The 18,303-nt window shown below is 72.6% G+C and carries 14 protein-coding genes; 6 read left to right on the top strand and 8 right to left on the bottom strand.

The window, feature by feature from the left end:
- Nucleotides 1-15 precede the first annotated feature (15 nt).
- Together ETAA1_RS23800 and ETAA1_RS23795 are read left to right on the top strand one after the other, a co-directional pair.
- Complete coding sequence (locus ETAA1_RS23800) at nt 16-1,803, top strand: acyl-CoA dehydrogenase family protein (RefSeq protein WP_145242974.1); 1,788 nt, start codon at nt 16-18, stop codon at nt 1,801-1,803.
- Between the two features lie 354 nt (nt 1,804-2,157).
- A complete protein-coding gene (locus tag ETAA1_RS23795; RefSeq protein ID WP_145242972.1) occupies nt 2,158-2,355 on the top strand; it encodes a carbon storage regulator in 198 nt (65 codons plus the stop codon).
- A 77-nt stretch (nt 2,356-2,432) separates the two neighbouring features.
- Here ETAA1_RS23795 and ETAA1_RS23790 read toward each other — a convergent pair whose 3' ends face one another.
- Nucleotides 2,433-3,224 (bottom strand): RDD family protein, encoded by a 792-nt coding sequence (locus ETAA1_RS23790; protein ID WP_145242970.1) that lies wholly within the window; start codon nt 3,222-3,224, stop codon nt 2,433-2,435.
- 54 nt (nt 3,225-3,278) lie between these two features.
- Here ETAA1_RS23790 and ETAA1_RS23785 point away from each other — a divergent pair, with 54 nt between their 5' ends.
- Nucleotides 3,279-4,250, top strand: a complete 972-nt coding sequence (locus tag ETAA1_RS23785) for a stage II sporulation protein M (RefSeq protein ID WP_145242968.1) — start codon at nt 3,279-3,281, stop codon at nt 4,248-4,250.
- Here ETAA1_RS23785 and ETAA1_RS23780 read toward each other — a convergent pair.
- The 7 genes from ETAA1_RS23780 to ETAA1_RS23750 form a co-directional block, all read right to left on the bottom strand.
- Complete coding sequence (locus tag ETAA1_RS23780) at nt 4,217-5,533, bottom strand: DUF58 domain-containing protein (protein WP_145242966.1); 1,317 nt, start codon at nt 5,531-5,533, stop codon at nt 4,217-4,219. The genes ETAA1_RS23785 and ETAA1_RS23780 overlap by 34 nt on opposite strands.
- Nucleotides 5,530-6,498 carry an AAA family ATPase gene (locus ETAA1_RS23775; protein ID WP_202920367.1) on the bottom strand — a complete coding sequence of 323 codons (969 nt, stop codon included), beginning with the start codon at nt 6,496-6,498 and terminating at the stop codon, nt 5,530-5,532. The genes ETAA1_RS23780 and ETAA1_RS23775 overlap by 4 nt, the downstream gene beginning before the upstream one ends.
- The gene (locus ETAA1_RS23770; protein ID WP_145242964.1) at nt 6,464-7,675 is read right to left on the bottom strand and encodes a DUF4350 domain-containing protein; all 1,212 of its coding nucleotides are present in this window, start codon (nt 7,673-7,675) and stop codon (nt 6,464-6,466) included. The genes ETAA1_RS23775 and ETAA1_RS23770 overlap by 35 nt, the downstream gene beginning before the upstream one ends.
- A 37-nt stretch (nt 7,676-7,712) precedes the next feature.
- The gene (locus tag ETAA1_RS23765) at nt 7,713-8,309 is read right to left on the bottom strand and encodes a DUF4129 domain-containing protein (RefSeq protein WP_145242962.1); all 597 of its coding nucleotides are present in this window, start codon (nt 8,307-8,309) and stop codon (nt 7,713-7,715) included.
- Nucleotides 8,306-9,286 (bottom strand): hypothetical protein, encoded by a 981-nt coding sequence (locus ETAA1_RS23760; RefSeq protein ID WP_145242960.1) that lies wholly within the window; start codon nt 9,284-9,286, stop codon nt 8,306-8,308. The genes ETAA1_RS23765 and ETAA1_RS23760 overlap by 4 nt, the downstream gene beginning before the upstream one ends.
- 133 nt (nt 9,287-9,419) lie before the next feature.
- The gene (locus ETAA1_RS23755; protein WP_145242958.1) at nt 9,420-12,758 is read right to left on the bottom strand and encodes a serine/threonine-protein kinase; all 3,339 of its coding nucleotides are present in this window, start codon (nt 12,756-12,758) and stop codon (nt 9,420-9,422) included.
- Between the two features lie 109 nt (nt 12,759-12,867).
- The gene (locus ETAA1_RS23750; protein ID WP_202920366.1) at nt 12,868-13,464 is read right to left on the bottom strand and encodes an RNA polymerase sigma factor; all 597 of its coding nucleotides are present in this window, start codon (nt 13,462-13,464) and stop codon (nt 12,868-12,870) included.
- A gap of 115 nt (nt 13,465-13,579) precedes the next feature.
- Between ETAA1_RS23750 and ETAA1_RS23745 the strand changes: the two genes are divergently transcribed.
- From ETAA1_RS23745 to ETAA1_RS23735, 3 genes are all read left to right on the top strand, one after another.
- On the top strand, nt 13,580-16,393 hold the full coding sequence (locus ETAA1_RS23745; protein ID WP_145242955.1) for a beta strand repeat-containing protein: 2,814 nt from the start codon (nt 13,580-13,582) through the stop codon (nt 16,391-16,393).
- Nucleotides 16,394-16,460: 67 nt separating this feature from the next.
- A complete protein-coding gene (gene mddA / locus ETAA1_RS23740; RefSeq protein ID WP_145242953.1) occupies nt 16,461-17,228 on the top strand; it encodes a methanethiol S-methyltransferase in 768 nt (255 codons plus the stop codon).
- On the top strand, nt 17,225-18,295 hold the full coding sequence (locus tag ETAA1_RS23735) for a class I SAM-dependent methyltransferase (RefSeq protein ID WP_145242951.1): 1,071 nt from the start codon (nt 17,225-17,227) through the stop codon (nt 18,293-18,295). The genes mddA and ETAA1_RS23735 overlap by 4 nt, the downstream gene beginning before the upstream one ends.
- Nucleotides 18,296-18,303: the final 8 nt, after the last annotated feature.

Raw genomic sequence — 18,303 nt, 5'->3', positions numbered from 1 at the left:
CCGAGGGCCGACCCGATGGCACTCACCGCCGCCCAGATCGCCGACCAGCGGAAGCAGGTCGAAGAACTCATCGCCGGCCCCGACGTCGGCTTCGCCAAGGCGCTCTTCTACGGCCAGTTCAAGGGCGAACTCCTCTTTCCGTACCCCACCCTGCCGGCCGACAAGCAGGCCGCCGCGGACGAGATGGCGGCCAAGGTCCGCGACTACGCCGACCGCCACATCGACGCCGCCAAGATCGACCGCGAGGCGCGCATCCCCGACGCCGTGGTGAAAGGCCTCGCCGAGCTCGACGTGTACCGCCTCACCATCCCGCTGGAGTACGGCGGCCTCGGCTTCAACCAGCAGCAGTACCTCAAGACGATGGAGGTACTCGGCGGGCACGACGCCGGCGTCGCCGTGTTCGTGAACGCCCACCACTCCATCGGCGTCCGGGCACTCGTACTGTTCGGCACGAAAGAGCAGCAGGCGAAGTGGCTGCCCGGGCTGTACGACGGCTCGAAGATCGGCGCCTTCGCCCTCACCGAGCCCGAGGCCGGGTCCGACGCCGGCGGCGTCCGCACCACCGCGAAGCCCACGTCGGACGGCTCCGCGTTCGTCCTCAACGGCACGAAGCACTACATCACCAACGGCGGCATCGCCCACATCCTCACGGTGATGGCCCGCACCCCGGCGCCGACGCCCGAAGACCCGCAGGCCACGAAGGTGACGGCGTTCCTCGTGACGCCCGACATGCCGGGCTTCGAGGTGCTGGAGGCCCGCGCCGAGAAGTGCGGGATCCGCGGCACCGCCACCGGCAAGATGCGCTTCACCGACATGCGTGTGCCGAAGGAGAACATCCTCGGCCAGCTCGGCCGCGGCCTGCAGGCGGCGCTCACCGTACTCAACTACGGCCGCGTCACGTTCGGCGCCACCTGCACGGGGCACGCCAAGGTGTGCCTCAAGGCGATGACGGCTCACGCCAAGAGCCGCGTCCAGTTCCAGCAGCCGCTCGCCGAGTTCCAGCTGGTGCGGAAGAAGATCGCCTTCGCCGCCGCGAACGTGTTCGCCATGGAGGCCGCCACCACCGAGTGCGCCGCGTTCATCGACAAGGGCTCGCCCGACTACATGCTCGAAACCGCCATCCTCAAGGTGTTCGCCACCGAGCACCTGTGGACGGTCGTGAACGACACGCTGCAGGTGTACGGCGGCAAGGGCTACTTCTGCGACCAGCCGGTGGAGCGGTGGATGCGCGACGCCCGCATCAACACCATCGGCGAGGGTGCGAACGACGTGCTAAAGGCGTTCATCGCCGTGGTCGGCTGCCGCGGCCCAGGGATGATGCTGCAGGGGCTGCGCGCCGACATGCTCCGCGGCAAGTGGAGCCTCCGCAACATCGGCGCGTCACTCGGCGTCGTCGGCCGCCTCACGGTCCCCTGGCTGACCACGTCGGCGCCGCCGGTGCCGGTGAAGGCGGCGGAGTTGAAGCCGGCGGCCGACGAGTTGGGGAAGATGATCCGCGACTTCGGGTTGAAGCTGCCGCACGTATTCATGTCGCTGAAGGACGAGGCCACGTTCGCGCAGGCGCAGCTGGTCCACGAGCGGATCGCGGACGTGGCCATCGACCTGTACGTGTCGGCGTGTGTGCTGGCGCGGCTGGATCACCTCGAGGCCGCAGCTTCAGCCGACCCGTTTGCCGACGCCGCGGCCGGCCGGTACTTCCTGGCGCTGGCCGCCCGGCGGGTGCGGCAGAACCTCGCGTCGCTGGACAGCAACGACGACACCGAGCTCCTTGCCGCCGCTGCGAGCACCCTGACGCGGGTGTAACGTGCGGAGTGTTCCGGTTGTGACGCCGCGCTGTCACGCCGTCCCAGGAACCGGGTGTCCGATCGTGGCGCGGTTGCGCCGGTGGTAGCGGCCACGCCGCGCCTTTCTGTCCCTTCGTGTGTCCTCAGATCCGGCGGGGCTGTCCCCCGCATCGGCCGCAAGCGGCGGTCGTGGGACGGGTTGGGAAAACTCTTGCGCCGGCCCGAATGCGACTTGCGCCGGGCGTAGCGGGTGTGCTAGCGTGGCCGGGGAGGACGCGGAGGGTTTTTCCCGGCCTCGGGAGCGTGCCCGCAAACGTGGCGTAGAATTGCGGAGCGTTTGCGGACGACCGGGGCTCACTGGAGGAGTCACATCATGCTGGTCCTGAGTCGGAAACTCGGCGAGAAGATCTACATCGGCGACAACATCTGCATCACGGTCGTGGACATCGACCGCGGCAAGATTCGGCTCGGCATCGAGGCGCCACGTGAGGTGGCCATCTACCGACAGGAGCTGCTGCCCCTGAACCAGCAGCGGCCGGACGGCCCGGCACCTTTGCCCGCCGTGTCCTGACTGATCCCGTCCGCGAACGCACTCATTCCCCGCCCGCGGCCCCGGGACCGCGGGCGTCGGCATTTCCCGACGCCATCTCACCCGTGCCGGCGGTACTGCTCCAGGTCGCGCAACAGCGACGCCAGGAACGCCCGCGCCTCGCCGTCGTCGGGCGGGCGGGCGGCGGCGTAGCCGGTCGTGCGGTGGAACCGCGCCGCCATCCGCACCGCCAGCCGCTCCCGGCCGGCGCGGTCCATGTCCGGGTAGCGCTGCAGGAACGCCCGGATCACGGCCCGGTCGTCCGGGGCCAGCGTCGCCAATTGCGCCGGTGTGAAGGCGACGTCCGCCGTCGCGTACTCCAGCAACTCCTCGGCCGAGTCCGGGGCGTCGGCGGCGTACCGCTCGCGGATCACCACCGTGCCCGCCGCCAGGTCGCCGAGTCGCTGGCGGTTCGTCGTCAGGAGCACCAGCGTTGCCCCCAGGACGTAGAAGATCGGCAGCTGGTCCACCAGCGCCAGCGCGTTGCGGACGGCCGCGGCGGTGGCGTCAACCGGCCCGCCGCCGAGCCGCACGACGCGGACGTGGGCGAACCACTTCCCCGGCGTCTGGCCGTTCCAGCGGGCCTCGAAGTAGACGCCGTACCCGAGCGAGAGCGCCGTGAAGAACCCGGCGATCAGCGCCACCACCAGCGTCGGCGAGCCGTCGAACGGGCTCGCCGTGGTGAGCAGCGCCACGAGCACGAGGCCGAGGGTGCCGACGACGAACCCCAGGAGCACCTTCAGGACGCCGTCCACGAAAGCGGCGACGAGCCGGGAGCCGAGGCCGGCCAGCTCGAAGTCGAGGCCGATCTGCTCGGGCGTGTCCACCCGCATTTCGTCGGTCCAGCGCATGCCGCCGCCCCCGCGCCCTGGTATACTCGGCCCCGGTTCCAGCCCGGAGTGCGAATGCGACCCGCCCCCCGCCAGCGCTGGGACGAACTCCGCCGGCTCCTCGACCGCGGCGCCGCCAAGCTCGCCCCCGCCGACGTCCGCCAGCTGTGCCGGCTGTACCGCCAGGTGACCATCGACCTGTCGCACGCCCGCGCCGCCGGCGACGACCCCGCTCGAATCCAGTACCTGAACATGCTCGCCGCCCGCGCCCACGGGCAAGTGTACGCCACCGAGCGGGTCCGCTTCCGGCCGGTGGTCGAGTTCGTCACCGGCGGGTTCGCCCGCGCACTGCGGCGGAACTGGCGGCCGGTCGCGGCGGCGACGCTCGTGTTCGTCCTCAGTACGCTGGCGTCCGGGCTGGCCGTCGTCCGCGACCCTGAGGTCGCCTACTCGCTGTTCGACGAGCGCGTCGTCGAGTACGAGAACCTGCGGCTGGAGAAGCAGGAGGGCGAGTACCGCGGCAACTTCACGTTCAGCACGGCCGAGAGCCCGCTGGTGGCCGTGACGATTATCGGGAACAACGTCAAGGTGGCCATTCTGGCGTTCGGCCTGGGCGCGGCCGGCTGCTTTCTCGGCGTGCTGCTGCTGGTGTACAACGGCCGAATGCTCGGCACCCTGACCGGGCTGGTGTACAACGGCGGCTACCTCGTCGGCTTCTACTCGCTGATTATGACCCACGGCGTGCTGGAGCTGAGTGCCATCTGCGTCTCCGCGGGCGGCGGGTTCCGGCTCGGGTGGGCGGTGCTGGCGCCGGGCCGGCTGCCGCGGGCCGACGCGCTGCGGGCGGCGAGCGGCGACGCCTTTCGGCTGCTGGCGGGGGCGGTGCTCATGCTGCTGGTGGCGGGGGTGATCGAGGCGTTCGTGACTCCGCACTTTGGGGCCGCGGTGCGGTGGGCGACGGCCGCGGCGACGGGCGGGCTGTTTGCGGGGTACGTGGCGTTCGCAGGGCGTGGTCAGAGCTTCCCGCCGAGCATCACCTCCAGGTAGCCGTTCACCAGCGGCGGCGTCACGCCGTCCGGCTCGGCGTCCACCACCAGCCCGCCGGCGTGGCGGATCTGCTCCAGCACCTCCGCCCGCTCCCGCAGCAGCCCCACCGCCGCCGCCTTGCGGAACCCCTCGAGTGCCGTCGTCGGCACGTCCGCCGCCGCCCGCGCCAGGAAGGCGTCCTTCAGCGCCGCGAACAGCACGACGTGCCGCCGCGCCGCCAGCTGCAGGTGCGCCACCATGTCCGCGGCGGTGGTGGCGTCCACGAAGTCGGTCAGCGCCACCAGCAGCGACCGCTTCGGGTAGCGGGCGCCCACGAACTTCAGCGCCCGCGCGTGGTCCGTCTCGGTGAAGTCGCCGGCCAGCGCGTACAGCGTCTCGGCGATGAGCCGGTTCTGCGCCAGGTTGCCGCGCGGCGGCAGCCAGGCGTGAACCGTGCCGCTGAAGGCGCACAGCCCGACGCGGTCGCCGCGGGCCAGCGCCACGTGCGCCAGCAAGAGCGCCGCGTCCACGGCGAAGTCGAGCTTCGACGTGCCGTTCTCGGTGGCGTTCATCAACCGGCCGCAGTCCACGAACAGGATCACGGTCTGATTCCGCTCGGCCTCGCGGTGCCGCACCGTGAGCCGGGCGCGGCGGGCGGTCGCCATCCAGTCCACCTGCCGCACGTCGTCGCCCGGGGTGTACTCGCGCAGCGACTCGAACTCGGTCGAGCCGCCGCGGAACCGCACGCGGCGGATGCCGAGCGCGGCCAGTCGGTCGGAGCGCGCCAGCAGGTGATACCGCTCCAGCTGAGACAGGTTCGGGTAGACGCGGCTTTCACCGCTCGCGGGCTCGCCGGCGGGGAGCTCCCACAGCCCGAACGTCGAGCGATACCGCAGCGACAGCGGCCCCCACTCGTAGCGGCCGCGCGACCGCGGCGTCACCGCGTACTCCCAGCGCTCGGCCCCCTCCGGCCGCACCAGCAACTCCGCCTCTGTCTCGCCGTCGCGGAACCCGGCCGGGACCGACTCGCGCACCTTCACCCGCAGCCACTGCCGCGACCGGTTCCGCACCACGACCGCGACGTGCGCCTCGGCCCGCACCGCCATCCGCTCTGGCGCCAGCCGCTCGGCGCGCACCATCCCACGCCGCGGCGACATGGCCAGATCGAGCAGCGCCGCCAGCAGCACGGCGGCGTTCGCGGCCACGAGTAGTGGCCATGCCGCGGGGAACACCAGGAGCGCGAACGCGGCCACTGCCAGCGCCGCGAGTACCGCCAGCAGCCGCCGCGAGGGGACCGGCGTCATCGCGGGATCTCCGTCCGGCTGAGCACCTCGTCGAGCACGTCGTCGGGGCGGAAGCCGTCCACTTCAGCGCCGGGCTTGAGGATCAGGCGGTGCCGCAGCACGGGCTTCGCGGCGGCCTTGATGTCGTCCGGCAGCACGTGCGGCCGGCCGTGCAGTGCGGCGCGGGCTTTCGCCGCGGTCAGGAGCATCAGCCCGGCGCGCGGGCTCGCGCCCACCTCGACGCGCAGGTTCTCCCGCGTGCCGCGCACCACCCGTGCGATGTACCCCAGCAGTTCGTCGCGGATCGTGCGGGCCGAAATCTCCTCCCTCGCTGCAAGCAGGTCCGCGGCCCCGCCGACGCGCTGGAGGTTGAACCGGTCCAGACTCTCGACGCGCAGGCCGCGCTGGTGGACGCGCAGCACGTCCACTTCGCCGGCCTCGTCCGGGTACGCGGCCAGCACCTTCATCATGAACCGGTCCAACTGCGCCTCCGGCAGCGGGTACGTCCCCTCCTGCTCGACCGGGTTCTGCGTGGCGAACACGGTGAACGCCGGCGGCAGAGCGTGCGACACGCCGTCGGCCGTGATCTGCCGCTCCTGCATCGCTTCGAGCAGCGCCGCCTGCGTCTTCGGCGGCGCGCGGTTGATCTCGTCGGCGAGCACGAGTTCGCCGAAGACGGGGCCGCGGCGGAAGGCGAACGACTGGTCGCGCGGGTCGAACACGTTCGTGCCGATGATGTCGGCGGGCATCAGGTCCGGGGTGAGCTGCACGCGCTTGAACTCGCACGCGAACAGCTTCGCCACCACCCGCACGAGGAGCGTCTTGGCCGTGCCGGGCGGGCCTTCGATGAGGACGTGCCCGCCCGCGAACAGGGCGACGAGCAACTGCTCGACGAGGTCGTCCTGGCCGACGACGACCTTTTCGATCTCGCGGCGGGCGGCGGCGAACAGGTCAGCGATCCCGCGGCCGGGGTCGGAGGGATTCACGGGCGGCGGTCTCCAGGGCTTTCAGGGCGTCGAGGAACGGCACCGCCCCGCGGCCGCCGGGCGGCGCCTCCGCGGTCAGCAGGCGCACGAGCGGGTCGGGGTTCACCCCGCGCCGGCGGGCGGCCTCGCGGGCCACCTGCTCGGGCGGCGTACCGGCGGGGAGGCCGTACTCGGCTTCGAGCCGGCGGAGCAGGTCGTCGCGGACGGCGCGGAAGGCGTCGCCGCGGTCGCCGGTGCGTTCGAGGAGGCCGGCGAGAGCGTCGAGGAACTCGGCCTTCGACCGGCGCGGCGGCGGCGGGTCGGGGCGGACGGGGCCGAACCGCACGCCGGCGTGCCACAGCACCAGCGCCGTCAGTAGCAGCGCCTGCAGCGTGATCCACAGCACCGGCGGGCGGAACAGCAGCTCGGCCACGTCCGGCCGGTCGCGAAGGCCGTGGCAGAATTCGTCGAAGGCGATGCGGCGGTCGGGGTGGGCGGCGAGCATGGCGTCGGCGAGCCGGCACAGCAGGACGGCGTTGTCCTCGCCGCGAAGGTGGTCGTTGGCGAACACGTCCGGCCGGCGCAGCAGCCACACTTCGCCGCGGCCGCGCGGGTGAATCGTCACGAGGGGCCGGCCGCCGACGGTGCCCCAGGCGTCGGCGCCGGGCGGGCCGTCCACCTCGGTGCCGCCTGCGAGGACGTGCGACACGTCGGGCGCGCGTGCGGTGAAGGCGTCGCCCTTGTGGAATTCGGGGGCGAACGGCAGCCCCTTGAACTGCTCCGGCACCTTCGCCCGCCCGCCGGACACGACGACAGGAAGGCCGAGCTTCTCCGCCACTTCCGTCTCGTCGTCGGCCAGCAGGACGACGCCGCCGCGCCGCACCCAGTCGTCGAGCGCGGTCGCTTCCTTGCCGGTGAGGTGGTCGGGGTAGAACACCCAGCGGACGGCGTCCCCGGCCGGCGGCCGGCGGGAGCGATCGACCGGGTAACCGAGGCGTTCGAGTAGGAGGTACGCGGCGCGGAACCCGGCGGGGGAGGCGTCGTAGCTGGTGCCGAAGTCCACCTTCTGCGGCCCGCCGCCGAACAACAGCGCGACGACGAGCAGCGCGAGGAAGCCGACGGCCGGCACCGCCCACCACAACCGGGAGGCGGGGTCGGCGGGAAGGTCTCCGGGAACGGCGTCGGGGGCGGGGGCCATCGGGGTCCGTGTTGTCGCTCGGTTCGGCGCGCCGCGGTCACGTCGTCAGCCGGGCGTACACCGCCTGGCACTCGTCGTACCGGCCGCGGCCGCACGGCGTCTGGCCGTACCAGTGGTCGTCCAGCACGTCCACCATCACCCGCAGCGCCGACCGCACGTCGGCCCGGTCGGCGGACAGCTCCAGGTACTCGCGGTTCGTGTACGCCTTGCGGAAGCCCACCCGGCCGGCCTCGTCGAACCAGTACACCACCGACAGGAACAGGTAGCGCACCGCCTCGGTGTAGTCACCGGCCGCCGCCCGCCGTGCCGCCTCCAGCCGGTACTCCTCCGACCGCGCCGCCCGCTCGGCCCGCGCCGCGTCGGCCCGCCCGCGACCGGCCTCGGCGAACGCCCACCGCAGTTGAAGCACGATGTGCGTGACCAGTGCGCCGAGCAGCACCACGCAGCCGACGAGCAGCGTCCAGAACAGCGGCTGGTTGGTGTCCCACAGCGAGCCGAGCCAGCGGAAGAACTCGGCGAGCGCGCGGAGGACCGACTTCAGCCAGTCCGACACCGCTCCGCTGCCGCCGAATTCGTGCAGCTTGAACACCTCGTCCGCCCGCGCGCGGATCGCGTCCGGGGCCGGCGGCGTCATCGGCGGCCCCGGTCGTCGTCGTAGTCGTCGTCCTCGTCCCGCCGGCGGCGGGGGCGGTCGTCGTCGTCGTAATCGTCGTCCTCGTCACGCGGCCGGCGGCGGCGCGGCGGCGGGTCGAACTCGCCCTCCTCGCCGCGGAGGGCGGCCAACTCCAGGTCGAAGCCCTCCTTGCGGATGCGCAGGTCGAGGTACAGCAGGGTGACACACACCGCCAGGTACGCGCTGAACACGATGCTCACCAGGTTGCCGACGACCGTGTTGATGATCGAGTTGACGACGTTCACCTTGATCTGCATCCGCCCGCCGGGGCCGGGGATCATCTCCTGCCCCGGCAGCACGAACCCGAGTACCTGCACCACGAACCCCTGGGCGAAGCCGCTGACCAGGGTGACCAGCAGGTACACGCCGAGCACCCGCCACCGGTAGCCGTCGGCCAACTCCGCGCTGCGGGTCAGCGCTTCGCCCACCCCGCGCCGCTCCAGCACCACCACCTGGGTCACGAACATGTACGTGGCCAGCAGGTAGAAGCCCGGCACGCAGCAGAACAGGATGCCGACGCCGACCATCAGGCCGAACAGCAGCGACACCCCGAGCAGCGGGAAGAACCGGCCCAGGGCGTACCCGAGCGCCGACCCGACGCCGACGCGGTTCCCCTGATACTCCTCCATGATGATGTGGAGCACGGCGGCGTTGCCGATGGTCACCAGCACGATGGTGAGCACCATGGCGAGCATGTACACGGCGAAGAACAGGATCAGGTTGGTCGGGTCGAACGCCGCCCCGCCCTGGCCCGCGCCGGCGGCGTTCAGGTCGTTGATCATGGCCTCCAGCAGGAAGGGGATGACAAGCTGGAGGAGGATGACCGGCGCCAGCATGAAGAGGTACAGGGCGTAGAACGCCGGCAGCCGCGCGAAGAGGAGCTTGAGGCCGCGGTCGAGGATGTCGCCGACCGTCATTTCGCCGAGGGGGAATCGCACCGGGCCTCCGCGGTGTGGGCAAGGGAACGACGGGGCATTATGGGTTGCCGGGGCGCCGGGTCGCAAGAAGATTCGCCCCGAGTTCCCCCGCTCCAGCCGGCCGCCAACTGCTCCCGACGGTCCTGCCGGTCCGTCACTCCGCCGGCGGGCTCCACACCCGGACGGCGCCGCCGACGGCCGCATACACCCGGCCGCCGACCCACGCCACCGCCGTCGCCTCCTCCGTGTCCGACGCCGTCAGCGTCAGCAGTTCCTGGCCGCTCGCCACGTCCCAGACGCGAACCGTGCCGTCGGCCCCGCCGGTCAGCAGCCGCGAGCCGTCGGGGCTGAACGCCACCGCGTTCACCCGGAGCGGACTGCCGACGAACGACTGCACCACCGCCCCCGCCTTCACCTCCCGCACCCGCACGGCTCCTGCCTCCGAAACGGCCACGCGGTCACCCTCTGGCGCAAACGCCACGGCGTAGGCCTCTCGCGGCCCGTCGGCCCAGGGCTGGCGCTGGCCCGTGTCCGCGTCCCACACGCCGGCGCCGCCGGCGGTCGCGGCGGCGAGGCGTGTACCGTCCGGCGAGAAGGCCAGGGCGTACAGGAACCGCTCGCCGACGAGCAGGTCCACGCCGCGGCCGGTCGCGTCCCACACGCGGACGGCAGACCCCGCTATCTGCCCGCCGGCCGGCCGCGCCGCCACCCGCTTCCCGCCGGGGGCTACGGCCAGCCGCATGACCGTGCCCAGCGCCTTGACATCGGGATCGGCGTGCGCCCAAGCCGGGGCGCCGCTCGTGGCGTCCCACAAGGTCATGCCGCCGTCGGGGAGGCCGGCGGCGAAGTGGGTGCCGTCCGGGCTCGCGGCACAGTCGCCGACGGCGCTGACGGTCCGAACCCGGCCCGCGGGATCGAACACCATCACACCGAACACGCCCGGGGGGAGGCCGGCCGCTCGGGCCGTCACCGCGACGTGGGACGCGGCCACCGCCAGCGACCCGACGCCGCGCACGTTCGCCACCGTGCTCACGCCGGGTTCGTGCGCGGGGTTCCACACCCGGACCGTCTGGTCGCCGCCGGCGGAGGCGAGTCGCCGGCCGTCGCGCGAGAAGGCGAGTGCGGATACCTTCGCCGCGTGCCCGCGGCACACCGGCCCTGCACCGCCGCCACACTCCCACACCATGACCTCGCGGTCGGGGCCGACCACGGCCAGCCGGTCCGAGACCGGACACGCCGCCAGCAGCGTCCGGCCCGGCGCGGTCGGGGCGACGCGGCGCACGTGGCGCCCGGTGGCCGGGTCCACGACCACCACGCCCTCCGAGTGCGCCTCCAGCAGCCACCTGTTGTCGCCTGAGAACGCCAACCCCGCGACCGCCCGCGGCCGCTGCCACGGCTCGCCGACCACCTCTCCGGTCGCCGCGTCCCAGCGGCGGATGACGCCGTCGATGTCGCCGGTGTAGAGCTGCTTGCCGTCGGCGCTGAAGGTCATGGCCCGCACGTCGGCGGCGTGGCCGGCGAGGGCGTGGGTCTGCTTCCAGTCGTCGGCGCGGACGAGGCGCACGCCGCGGCCCGCGGCGAGGGCCACCCAGCGGCCGCACGGGCTGAACGCGGCGCGGCGGTCGGCAGGGAGCATCTTGACCTTCTGCCCCGCGGCCGCGTCCCACACCGTCACCCGCCACGGGTCGCAGACCGCCACCCACGGCCGCGTCGGGTGCGCCGCCAAGGTGTGGGCGCGCTCCGGGCCGAGGGCCCACGTCCGCACCGTCGCCCCGGCCGGGTTCCACACGCGGACGGTACCGTTGTTGTCGAGCGACAGCAGGTTGCCGTCGCCGAGGAAGACGACGTGCGCGACCCAGGCGTCGTGGCCGGTGAGTGCCGGCGGCGCGGCGCGGCGTAGGCCGTCGAGGTACTTCCACTCCCACCCGCGGTGCTCGGGCGGGCACTGGTCGAGCAGCTTCCACGCCTGCGGCAGCTGGTTCGACGACACCAGCCGCCCGGCCGACGCGACGCGCTCCAGGTAGAGCGTCTGCTGCTCGCGGGCCAGCGCGTCGGACAGCTTGTACTTGAGGGCGCACTCGCGGAGGTACGCCTCGTGCGTCTCGCGCTCCTTCGCCTGAATCTCGGCGTTGCTGCGGGCCAGGACGCCCACCGCCAGCAGCAGCGCCGCCGCGGTGACGGCGCCCATCGCCGCCACCACCGGGTGCCGCCGCGCCCATCGCCAGCCGTGCTCCCAGCCGGGCGTCGGCCGTGCCAGCACCGGCCGGCCGGTCCGCCACCGCTCCAGGTCGTCCGCGAAGTCCAGCGCCGTCGCGTACCGGCGGGCCGGCTCCTTCTCCAAACACTTCAGGCAGATCGTCTCCAGGTCGCGCGGCACGGCCGGGTTCACCGCCGTCGGCCGCTCGGGAGCCGCGTTCGCCACCAGCTCCAGCGTCGAGAGGGGCGTGGCGCCGACGAACGGCGGCTTGCCCGTGAACTGGTGGTACAGCACGGCGCCCAGCCCGTACACGTCGGCGGCGACGGTCACCTCTTTCGGCGAGCGGGCCTGCTCGGGCGACATGTACGCCGGCGTGCCGACCACCTCCGCGGTGAGCGTGCGCGGGTCGGTCGGGTCGAACCGGCCGGCGAGGCCGAAGTCGGCGACGTGCGGCCAGCCGGCGTCGTCGAGCAAGATGTTCGACGGCTTCAGGTCGCGGTGGAGGATGCCGCGCTGGTGGGCGTGGTGGACGGCCCGCGCGATCACCTCCACGGTGCGGGCCTGTGCCGCGGGGTCGGTGCCGGGGCCGGCGGGGGCCGCGTCGAGGCTGCCGCCGGGGTAATACTTCATGACGAAGAACGGCACCGGGGGCATTCCGGGTACCGTCCACTCGCCGACCTCGTAGACGGGGACGATGTGCGGGTGGTCGAGCGCGGCGATGGCCTCGGCCTCGCGGGCGAAGCGCGCCTTACTGTCCGCCGCGGGGACAGACCCGAGCGTCTTCAGGGCCACCGTGCGGCGGAGGATGAGGTCGTCGGCCTTGTACACGACGCCCATGCCGCCGCGACCGAGCTCGGCGACGACGGCGTAGCCGGGGATGGTGGGCGCGACCGTGAGCGGCTCGGCGGACGGGCCGGCGGGGCGGGTCGGCGAGAGCGGGCCGGGCTTCTTGTGACCGACGAACTCGGACGCGTGCTCGGGGAAGCGGCGCGCGAAGTCGTCGGGCGCGGCCGGCGGGCGGTGCCGGCCGCGGAGGGCGAACTCGGCGCGGATCAGGTCGAGCAGTAGCGCGTCGGCGGCAAGCGCCGGGAAGCGCGGCAGGTAGTCCTCGACGCGGGCGTCGTCGCCGCTGCGGAAGCGGAACTCGAGATCGACGTGGACGAGCTCCAGGAGCAGCTCGGTCGGCGGTGGCGTGTCGGTGGGGAGGAACGCCGCGAGGTCCGGCCGGCCGGCGCGCCAGGCGTTCTCGAACTGGCGGATGACGCCTTCGCCGTCGGAGTGGAGTGCGCTCGACATCGGGGCGGTCCGGGGGCGGGCGATGCTCTCATGTATGCGGCCGCAAGCTCCGGCCGGCGCTCCGAAGGGCACACGCCAAGGCCGCCGGCGACCAGCCTGAATCCGGGCGTCAGACGGCGCCCGTTTGCATCCGTTCGAGCCGCTTGCGGAGCCGCTCGCGCAACCGCCGGACCGAGCGCTCGGCTCGGCCCAACTGCTCCGCCACCTCCGCGGCCGTGAAGCCCTGTAGGCTCAACTCCAGGATGGCCCGCTCGTCGGGGTCGTCGAGGCTGCGGAACAGCTCCTCCACGGTCTCGGCGAGCGCCGCGGCTTCGTCCGGCTGCGGCTCGCGGTCCAGCACCAGGTCGGCCGGCGTCACGCTGTCGTCGGCGTTCGTCACCGTCTCGCGGGCCACGTCGCGCTTCCCCGCACGGTAGTACGCCGCTCGGTCGGCGCACTTGCGGAGCGTGATCATCGTCAGCACGCCCCACAGGCCGTCCCAACTCCCCACGTCCAGGCCGCCGTCGCGCTGGCGGAGGAAGAAGCTCTTGTAGGCCGACTGCACCACGTCTTCCGGGTCCAGCTTCACCGCCAGCCGGCCGCCGAGGTTCTTCCTGGCGAGGCCGACGAGGCGGTGCGTGAACAGCTCGAACACCTCGCGGGCGGCGCCGTCCTCGCCGGAGCGGAGCCGGTCCATCAGGATCGCCACCGAGTCGTTCGCGGCCATGCCCGCCGCCTCAAAAAAATCTTGGCCGGCCCGCGCCCGTTCGCGGATTAGCCCGGTACGCCCGACACGACACCCGCTGTCCGGTCTGTTGTACCCCCTGTACCTGGAGGCCGCCATGCTGCGCGCCCTGTTCCGTGCCCTCCTCCGCGGCTCCGCCCGCCGCTCGTACCGTAGCGGCCGGCCGGTGCGGTTCGCCCCCGCCGTCCACGGCCTCGAGGCCCGCGAGGTGCCGGCCGTGGTTGCCACCTTCTCCGCCGGCGTCCTCAGCGTCTTCGGCGACAATTTCGACAACACCATCACCGTCAGCCGCGACGCGGCCGGGAAGGTGCTCGTCAACGGCGGCGCGGTCGCCGTCACCGGCGGCACCGCGACGGTGGCGAACACGTCGCTCGTCCAGGTGTTCGGCCAGGGCGGCAGCGACACGATCACGCTGAACGAGGCGAACGGCGCCCTGCCGCGGGCCAACCTGTTCGGCGGCGCCGGCAGCGACGTGCTGACCGGCGGCAGCGGCGCCGACATGCTGTTCGGCCAGGCCGGCAACGACATCCTGCTCGGCAAGGGCGGCGCCGACTTCCTGTTCGGCGGCGCCGACAACGACACTCTGACCGGCGGCGACGCCGACGACCAGGTGTTCGGCGAGGCCGGCAACGACCGCATGGTCTGGAACCCGGGTGACGACACCGACCTGAACGAGGGCGGCGCCGGCACCGACACCGTCGAGGTGAACGGCGGAAACGGTGCCGAGGTGTTCACCGTTACCGCCAACGGCACCCGCGTCCGCTTCGACCGGCTCGACCCCGCGCCGTTCAGCATCGACGTGGGCACGTCCGAGGAGCTGGTGCTGAACGCCAGCGGCGGCGACGACCGCTTCTCCGCCACCGGCAACCTCGCGGCGCTGATCGCCATCACCGTGGACGGCGGCACCGGGAACGACACCATCCTCGGCAGCAACGGCGTGGACCTGCTCCTCGGCGGCGACGGAGACGACTTCGTGGACGGCCAGCAGGGGAACGACGTGGTCCTGATGGGGGCCGGCAACGACGTGTTCCAGTGGGACCCGGGCGACGGTAGCGACGTGGTCGAGGGGGAGGCCGGGACCGACCGGCTGCTGTTCAACGGTAGCGCCGGGAGCGAGGCATTCGACCTGTCGGCGAACGGCGGGCGGCTCCGCTTCACGCGGAACCTCGGCAACATCGTCATGGACGTGAACGACGTCGAGGCCGTGGACCTGAACGTGTTCGCCGGCACCGACACGGTGACCGTCGGAAACCTGGCCGCCACCGACGTGACGCAGGTGAACGTGAACCTCGCGGCCCCCGGTGGGGCCGGTGACGCCGCGGCCGACACCGTGACTGTGACCGGCACCGGCGGCGACGACGTCATCGACGTGTTCGGCTCCGGCAGCGCGTATTCCGTGCTCGGGCTCCACGCGGTCGTCAACGTTACCGCCACGGAGGGGGCCAACGACGCGCTCGTCATCAACGCCCTCGGAGGCGACGACGGCGTGACCGCGACGACGCTGCCGGCCGGGGTCGTGAAGCTGACGATCGACGGCGGCGACGGCGGCGACGTGCTCCTCGGCAGCCAGGGGGCCGACACCTTCTTCGCCGGCGCCGGTTACGACTTCGTCTTCGGCGACAACGGCAACGACGTCGCGTTCCTCGGCGCCGGGAACGACGTGTTCCAGTGGAACCCGGGCGACGGCAACGACACCATCGAGGGCCAGGACGGCACCGACCGGCTGCTGTTCTTCGGGGCGAACATCGCCGAGAACATCACCATCGCCGCCAACGGCGGCCGCGTCCTGTTCCTCCGCGACGTGGCGAGCGTGACGATGGACCTGAAGGACACCGAGGCGATCGAGTTCCGGGCGCTCGGCGGCGCCGACAACGTCGTGGTCGGCGACCTGACTGGGACCGACGTGACGCGCATCGACGTGGACCTGCGCGGCCCGAACGGCGGCGGCGACGGCGCGGCCGACACAGTGACCGTGAACGGCACCAACGGGGCGGACGTGTTCGGCGCCGCGGGCGACGCCGGCGGCGTGACCGTGTTCGGCCTGTCGGCGGCGGTCAACGTCTTCTTCCCGGAGGCCGCGAACGACCGGCTGACGCTCAACGGCCAGGGCGGCGACGACGTCATCAACGCCACCTCGCTGGAGGCCGACGGCCTGCAGTTGACGATGAACGGCGGCCTCGGCAACGACCTGCTCGTCGGCAGCGAGGGGAACGACCTCGTCACCGGCGGCGACGGCACCGACACCGCCCTACTCGGCGCCGGCGGCGACGTGTTCGTGTGGAACCCGGGCGACGACAACGACGTGGTCGAGGGGCAGGACGGCCACGACGAGCTGCGGTTCAACGGGGCTAACATCAGCGAACAGATCGGTATCACGGCGAACGGCGGCCGGGTGCTGTTCACCCGTGACGTGGCCGCCGTCGTGATGGACCTCAACGACACCGAGGTCGTCACGTTCAACGCCGTGGGCGGGGCCGACACCATCACGGTGGGCGACCTGACGGGGACGGACGTGACCGAGGTGAACCTGAACCTCGGCGGGGCCGACGGGGCGGCGGACAACGTCATCGTCACCGGCACGAGCGGCGACGACGTGGCACTGCTGGCCGGCGACGCGGCGGGCGTGTCGGTGTTCGGGTTGGCGGCTCAGGTCAACCTGTTCGGGTTCGAGGCCGCCAACGACCGGGTGCGGGTGAACGCCCTGGCCGGCGACGACGTGGTCGAGGCGTCGGGCCTGGCCGCGGGCTCGATCCAGTTGACGGCCGACGGCGGCGACGGCGACGACGTGATCATCGGCGGTGCCGGCAACGACGTGCTGTTGGGAGGCGCCGGCGACGACGTGCTGGTCGGCGGCCCGGGCGCCGACGTGCTCGACGGCGGGCTCGGCGACAACATCCTGATCCAGGACTGACGCCCCCTCTCCCGCGGGGCGGCCCGACACCGGGCCGCCCCGCTTTACCTCTCAGAGGAAGCCGGTCATGCTCCTCCGCGTGCTGGTGCTGGCGTACGGGGTCGCGGGGTACGCCCTGTTCCTGGCCACGTTCGTGTACGCGATCGGGTTCGTCGGCGGGTTCCTCACCCCGACCCGCCTCGACGGCCCGCGCGAGGGCAGCCTCCTCGCCGCGGTCGCGATCGACGTGGGCCTGCTGGCCGTGTTCGCCGTCCAACACAGCGGGATGGCACGGCCCGCGTTCAAGCGTTGGCTGACGAGGTACGTCCCGGAAGCTGCCGAGCGGGCCACCTACTGTGTGCTCTCGTGCGCCGCCCTGCTGCTGATGTTCGCCCTGTGGCGGCCGCTCGGCGGGGTCGTGTGGGATACGGACGGCGCGGCCCGGGTCGCGGTGTACGCGGCGTTCTCAGCCGGGTGGCTGATCGTACTGTGGACGACCTTCCTGATCGACCACTTCGACCTGTTCGGCCTGCGGCAGGTCGTGCTGTTCGCCCGCGGGCGGCCGTACCCGCCGGCCCGGTTCGTGACACCGGGGCCGTACCGGTGGGTCCGTCACCCGCTGTACGTCGGCTGGCTGACCGTCTTCTGGGCCGCCCCGACCATGACCGCAGCCCACCTGTTGTTCGCGGCCGGGACCACGGCTTACATCCTGATCGCCCTCGTGCTCGAGGAGCGCGACCTGACGGCCGCCCACCCGGAGTACGAGGCGTACCGGGCGCGGGTGCCCATGCTCGTTCCTCGCCTCCGCCGGGCGCGGCCGCTGATCGAGACCCGTCGCACCGAGGTGACGCCATGACGACGACGTACGACGCCGCCCGCGCGGAAGCGTTCGCGGGCAAGATGGTCGGCCACCTGAATGGCGCCGCGGTCGCGCTCATGACCTCGCTCGGCCACCGCACCGGGCTGTTCGACGCACTGCGAGACCAACCGCCCCTTACCAGCCCGCAACTCGCCGCGGCCGCGGGCCTCAGCGAGCGCTACGTCCGCGAGTGGCTCGGGGCCATGACTGTCGGCGGAGTCGTCGAGCACGACCCGGCGGTGAACACGTTCACCCTCCCGGCCGAGCACGCGGCGGTGCTGGCCCGCGGCGCAAGCCCGACGAACCTGGCCGCGTCGATGCAGTGGGTCGGCGTGCTCGGCGCCGCCGAGGACGAGGTCGCGGCCGCGTTCCGCCACGGCCGCGGGGTGCCGTACTCTGCGTACCGTCGGTTCCACGAGGTGATGGCCGAGGAGAGCGACCAGACCACGGTGGCGGCGCTGGAGGAGCACATCGTGCCGCTCGTGCCCGGCCTCGCCGCCCGCCTCCGCGCCGGGATCGACGTGCTCGACGTGGGGTGCGGCGTCGGCCGCGCCCTGGCCCGGCTCGCCGAACTGTTCCCGGCCAGCCGGTTCGTCGGGTACGACGCCTCGGTGGAAGCGGTGGAGGCGGCCCGCCAGAATGCCTGGCAACGGGAACTGCGGAACGTTCGGTACGAGGCCCGCGACGCGGCAACGATGTGCGACCGCGCCGCGTTCAATCTGATTACGGCGTTCGACGCGATCCACGACCAGGCGGACCCGGCGGCGGTGCTGCGCAACGTGGCGGCTGCGCTGCGGCCGGGCGGCGTGTTCCTGATGCAGGACATCCGCGCGTGCATCCACGTCGGCGGGAACCACGACCTGCCGCTGGGGCCGTTCGTGTACACGGTGTCGTGCATGCACTGCATGTCGGTGTCGCTGGCGGGCGGCGGCGCGGGCCTGGGCGCGGCGTGGGGGAAGGAACTGGCGCTGGAGATGCTCGCGGCGGCCGGCTTCGGGGACGTGCGCGTCGAGCAACTGCCGCACGACGTGATGAACCTCTACTACGTCGCCGCCCCCGGGTAGACTGACGC

This window comes from Urbifossiella limnaea (assembly GCF_007747215.1).
Taxonomy (GTDB): domain Bacteria; phylum Planctomycetota; class Planctomycetia; order Gemmatales; family Gemmataceae; genus Urbifossiella; species Urbifossiella limnaea.
The sequence above is the reverse complement of the archived record's forward strand: the minus strand, read 5'-3'. Positions and strand labels throughout refer to the sequence as shown.

Excerpts from the sequence above, each read along its gene's own strand:
- ETAA1_RS23770 (WP_145242964.1), bottom strand. The coding sequence starts at position 7,675 with ATGGCCCCCGCCCCCGACGCCGTTCCCGGAGACCTTCCCGCCGACCCC.
- ETAA1_RS23780 (WP_145242966.1), bottom strand. The coding sequence starts at position 5,533 with ATGACGCCGGTCCCCTCGCGGCGGCTGCTGGCGGTACTCGCGGCGCTG.
- ETAA1_RS23755 (WP_145242958.1), bottom strand. The coding sequence starts at position 12,758 with ATGTCGAGCGCACTCCACTCCGACGGCGAAGGCGTCATCCGCCAGTTC.
- ETAA1_RS23735 (WP_145242951.1), top strand. The coding sequence starts at position 17,225 with ATGACGACGACGTACGACGCCGCCCGCGCGGAAGCGTTCGCGGGCAAG.
- ETAA1_RS23745 (WP_145242955.1), top strand. The coding sequence starts at position 13,580 with ATGCTGCGCGCCCTGTTCCGTGCCCTCCTCCGCGGCTCCGCCCGCCGC.
- ETAA1_RS23785 (WP_145242968.1), top strand. The coding sequence starts at position 3,279 with ATGCGACCCGCCCCCCGCCAGCGCTGGGACGAACTCCGCCGGCTCCTC.
- ETAA1_RS23790 (WP_145242970.1), bottom strand. The coding sequence starts at position 3,224 with ATGCGCTGGACCGACGAAATGCGGGTGGACACGCCCGAGCAGATCGGC.
- mddA (WP_145242953.1), top strand. The coding sequence starts at position 16,461 with ATGCTCCTCCGCGTGCTGGTGCTGGCGTACGGGGTCGCGGGGTACGCC.
- ETAA1_RS23765 (WP_145242962.1), bottom strand. The coding sequence starts at position 8,309 with ATGACGCCGCCGGCCCCGGACGCGATCCGCGCGCGGGCGGACGAGGTG.
- ETAA1_RS23795 (WP_145242972.1), top strand. The coding sequence starts at position 2,158 with ATGCTGGTCCTGAGTCGGAAACTCGGCGAGAAGATCTACATCGGCGAC.
- ETAA1_RS23800 (WP_145242974.1), top strand. The coding sequence starts at position 16 with ATGGCACTCACCGCCGCCCAGATCGCCGACCAGCGGAAGCAGGTCGAA.
- ETAA1_RS23750 (WP_202920366.1), bottom strand. The coding sequence starts at position 13,464 with ATGGCCGCGAACGACTCGGTGGCGATCCTGATGGACCGGCTCCGCTCC.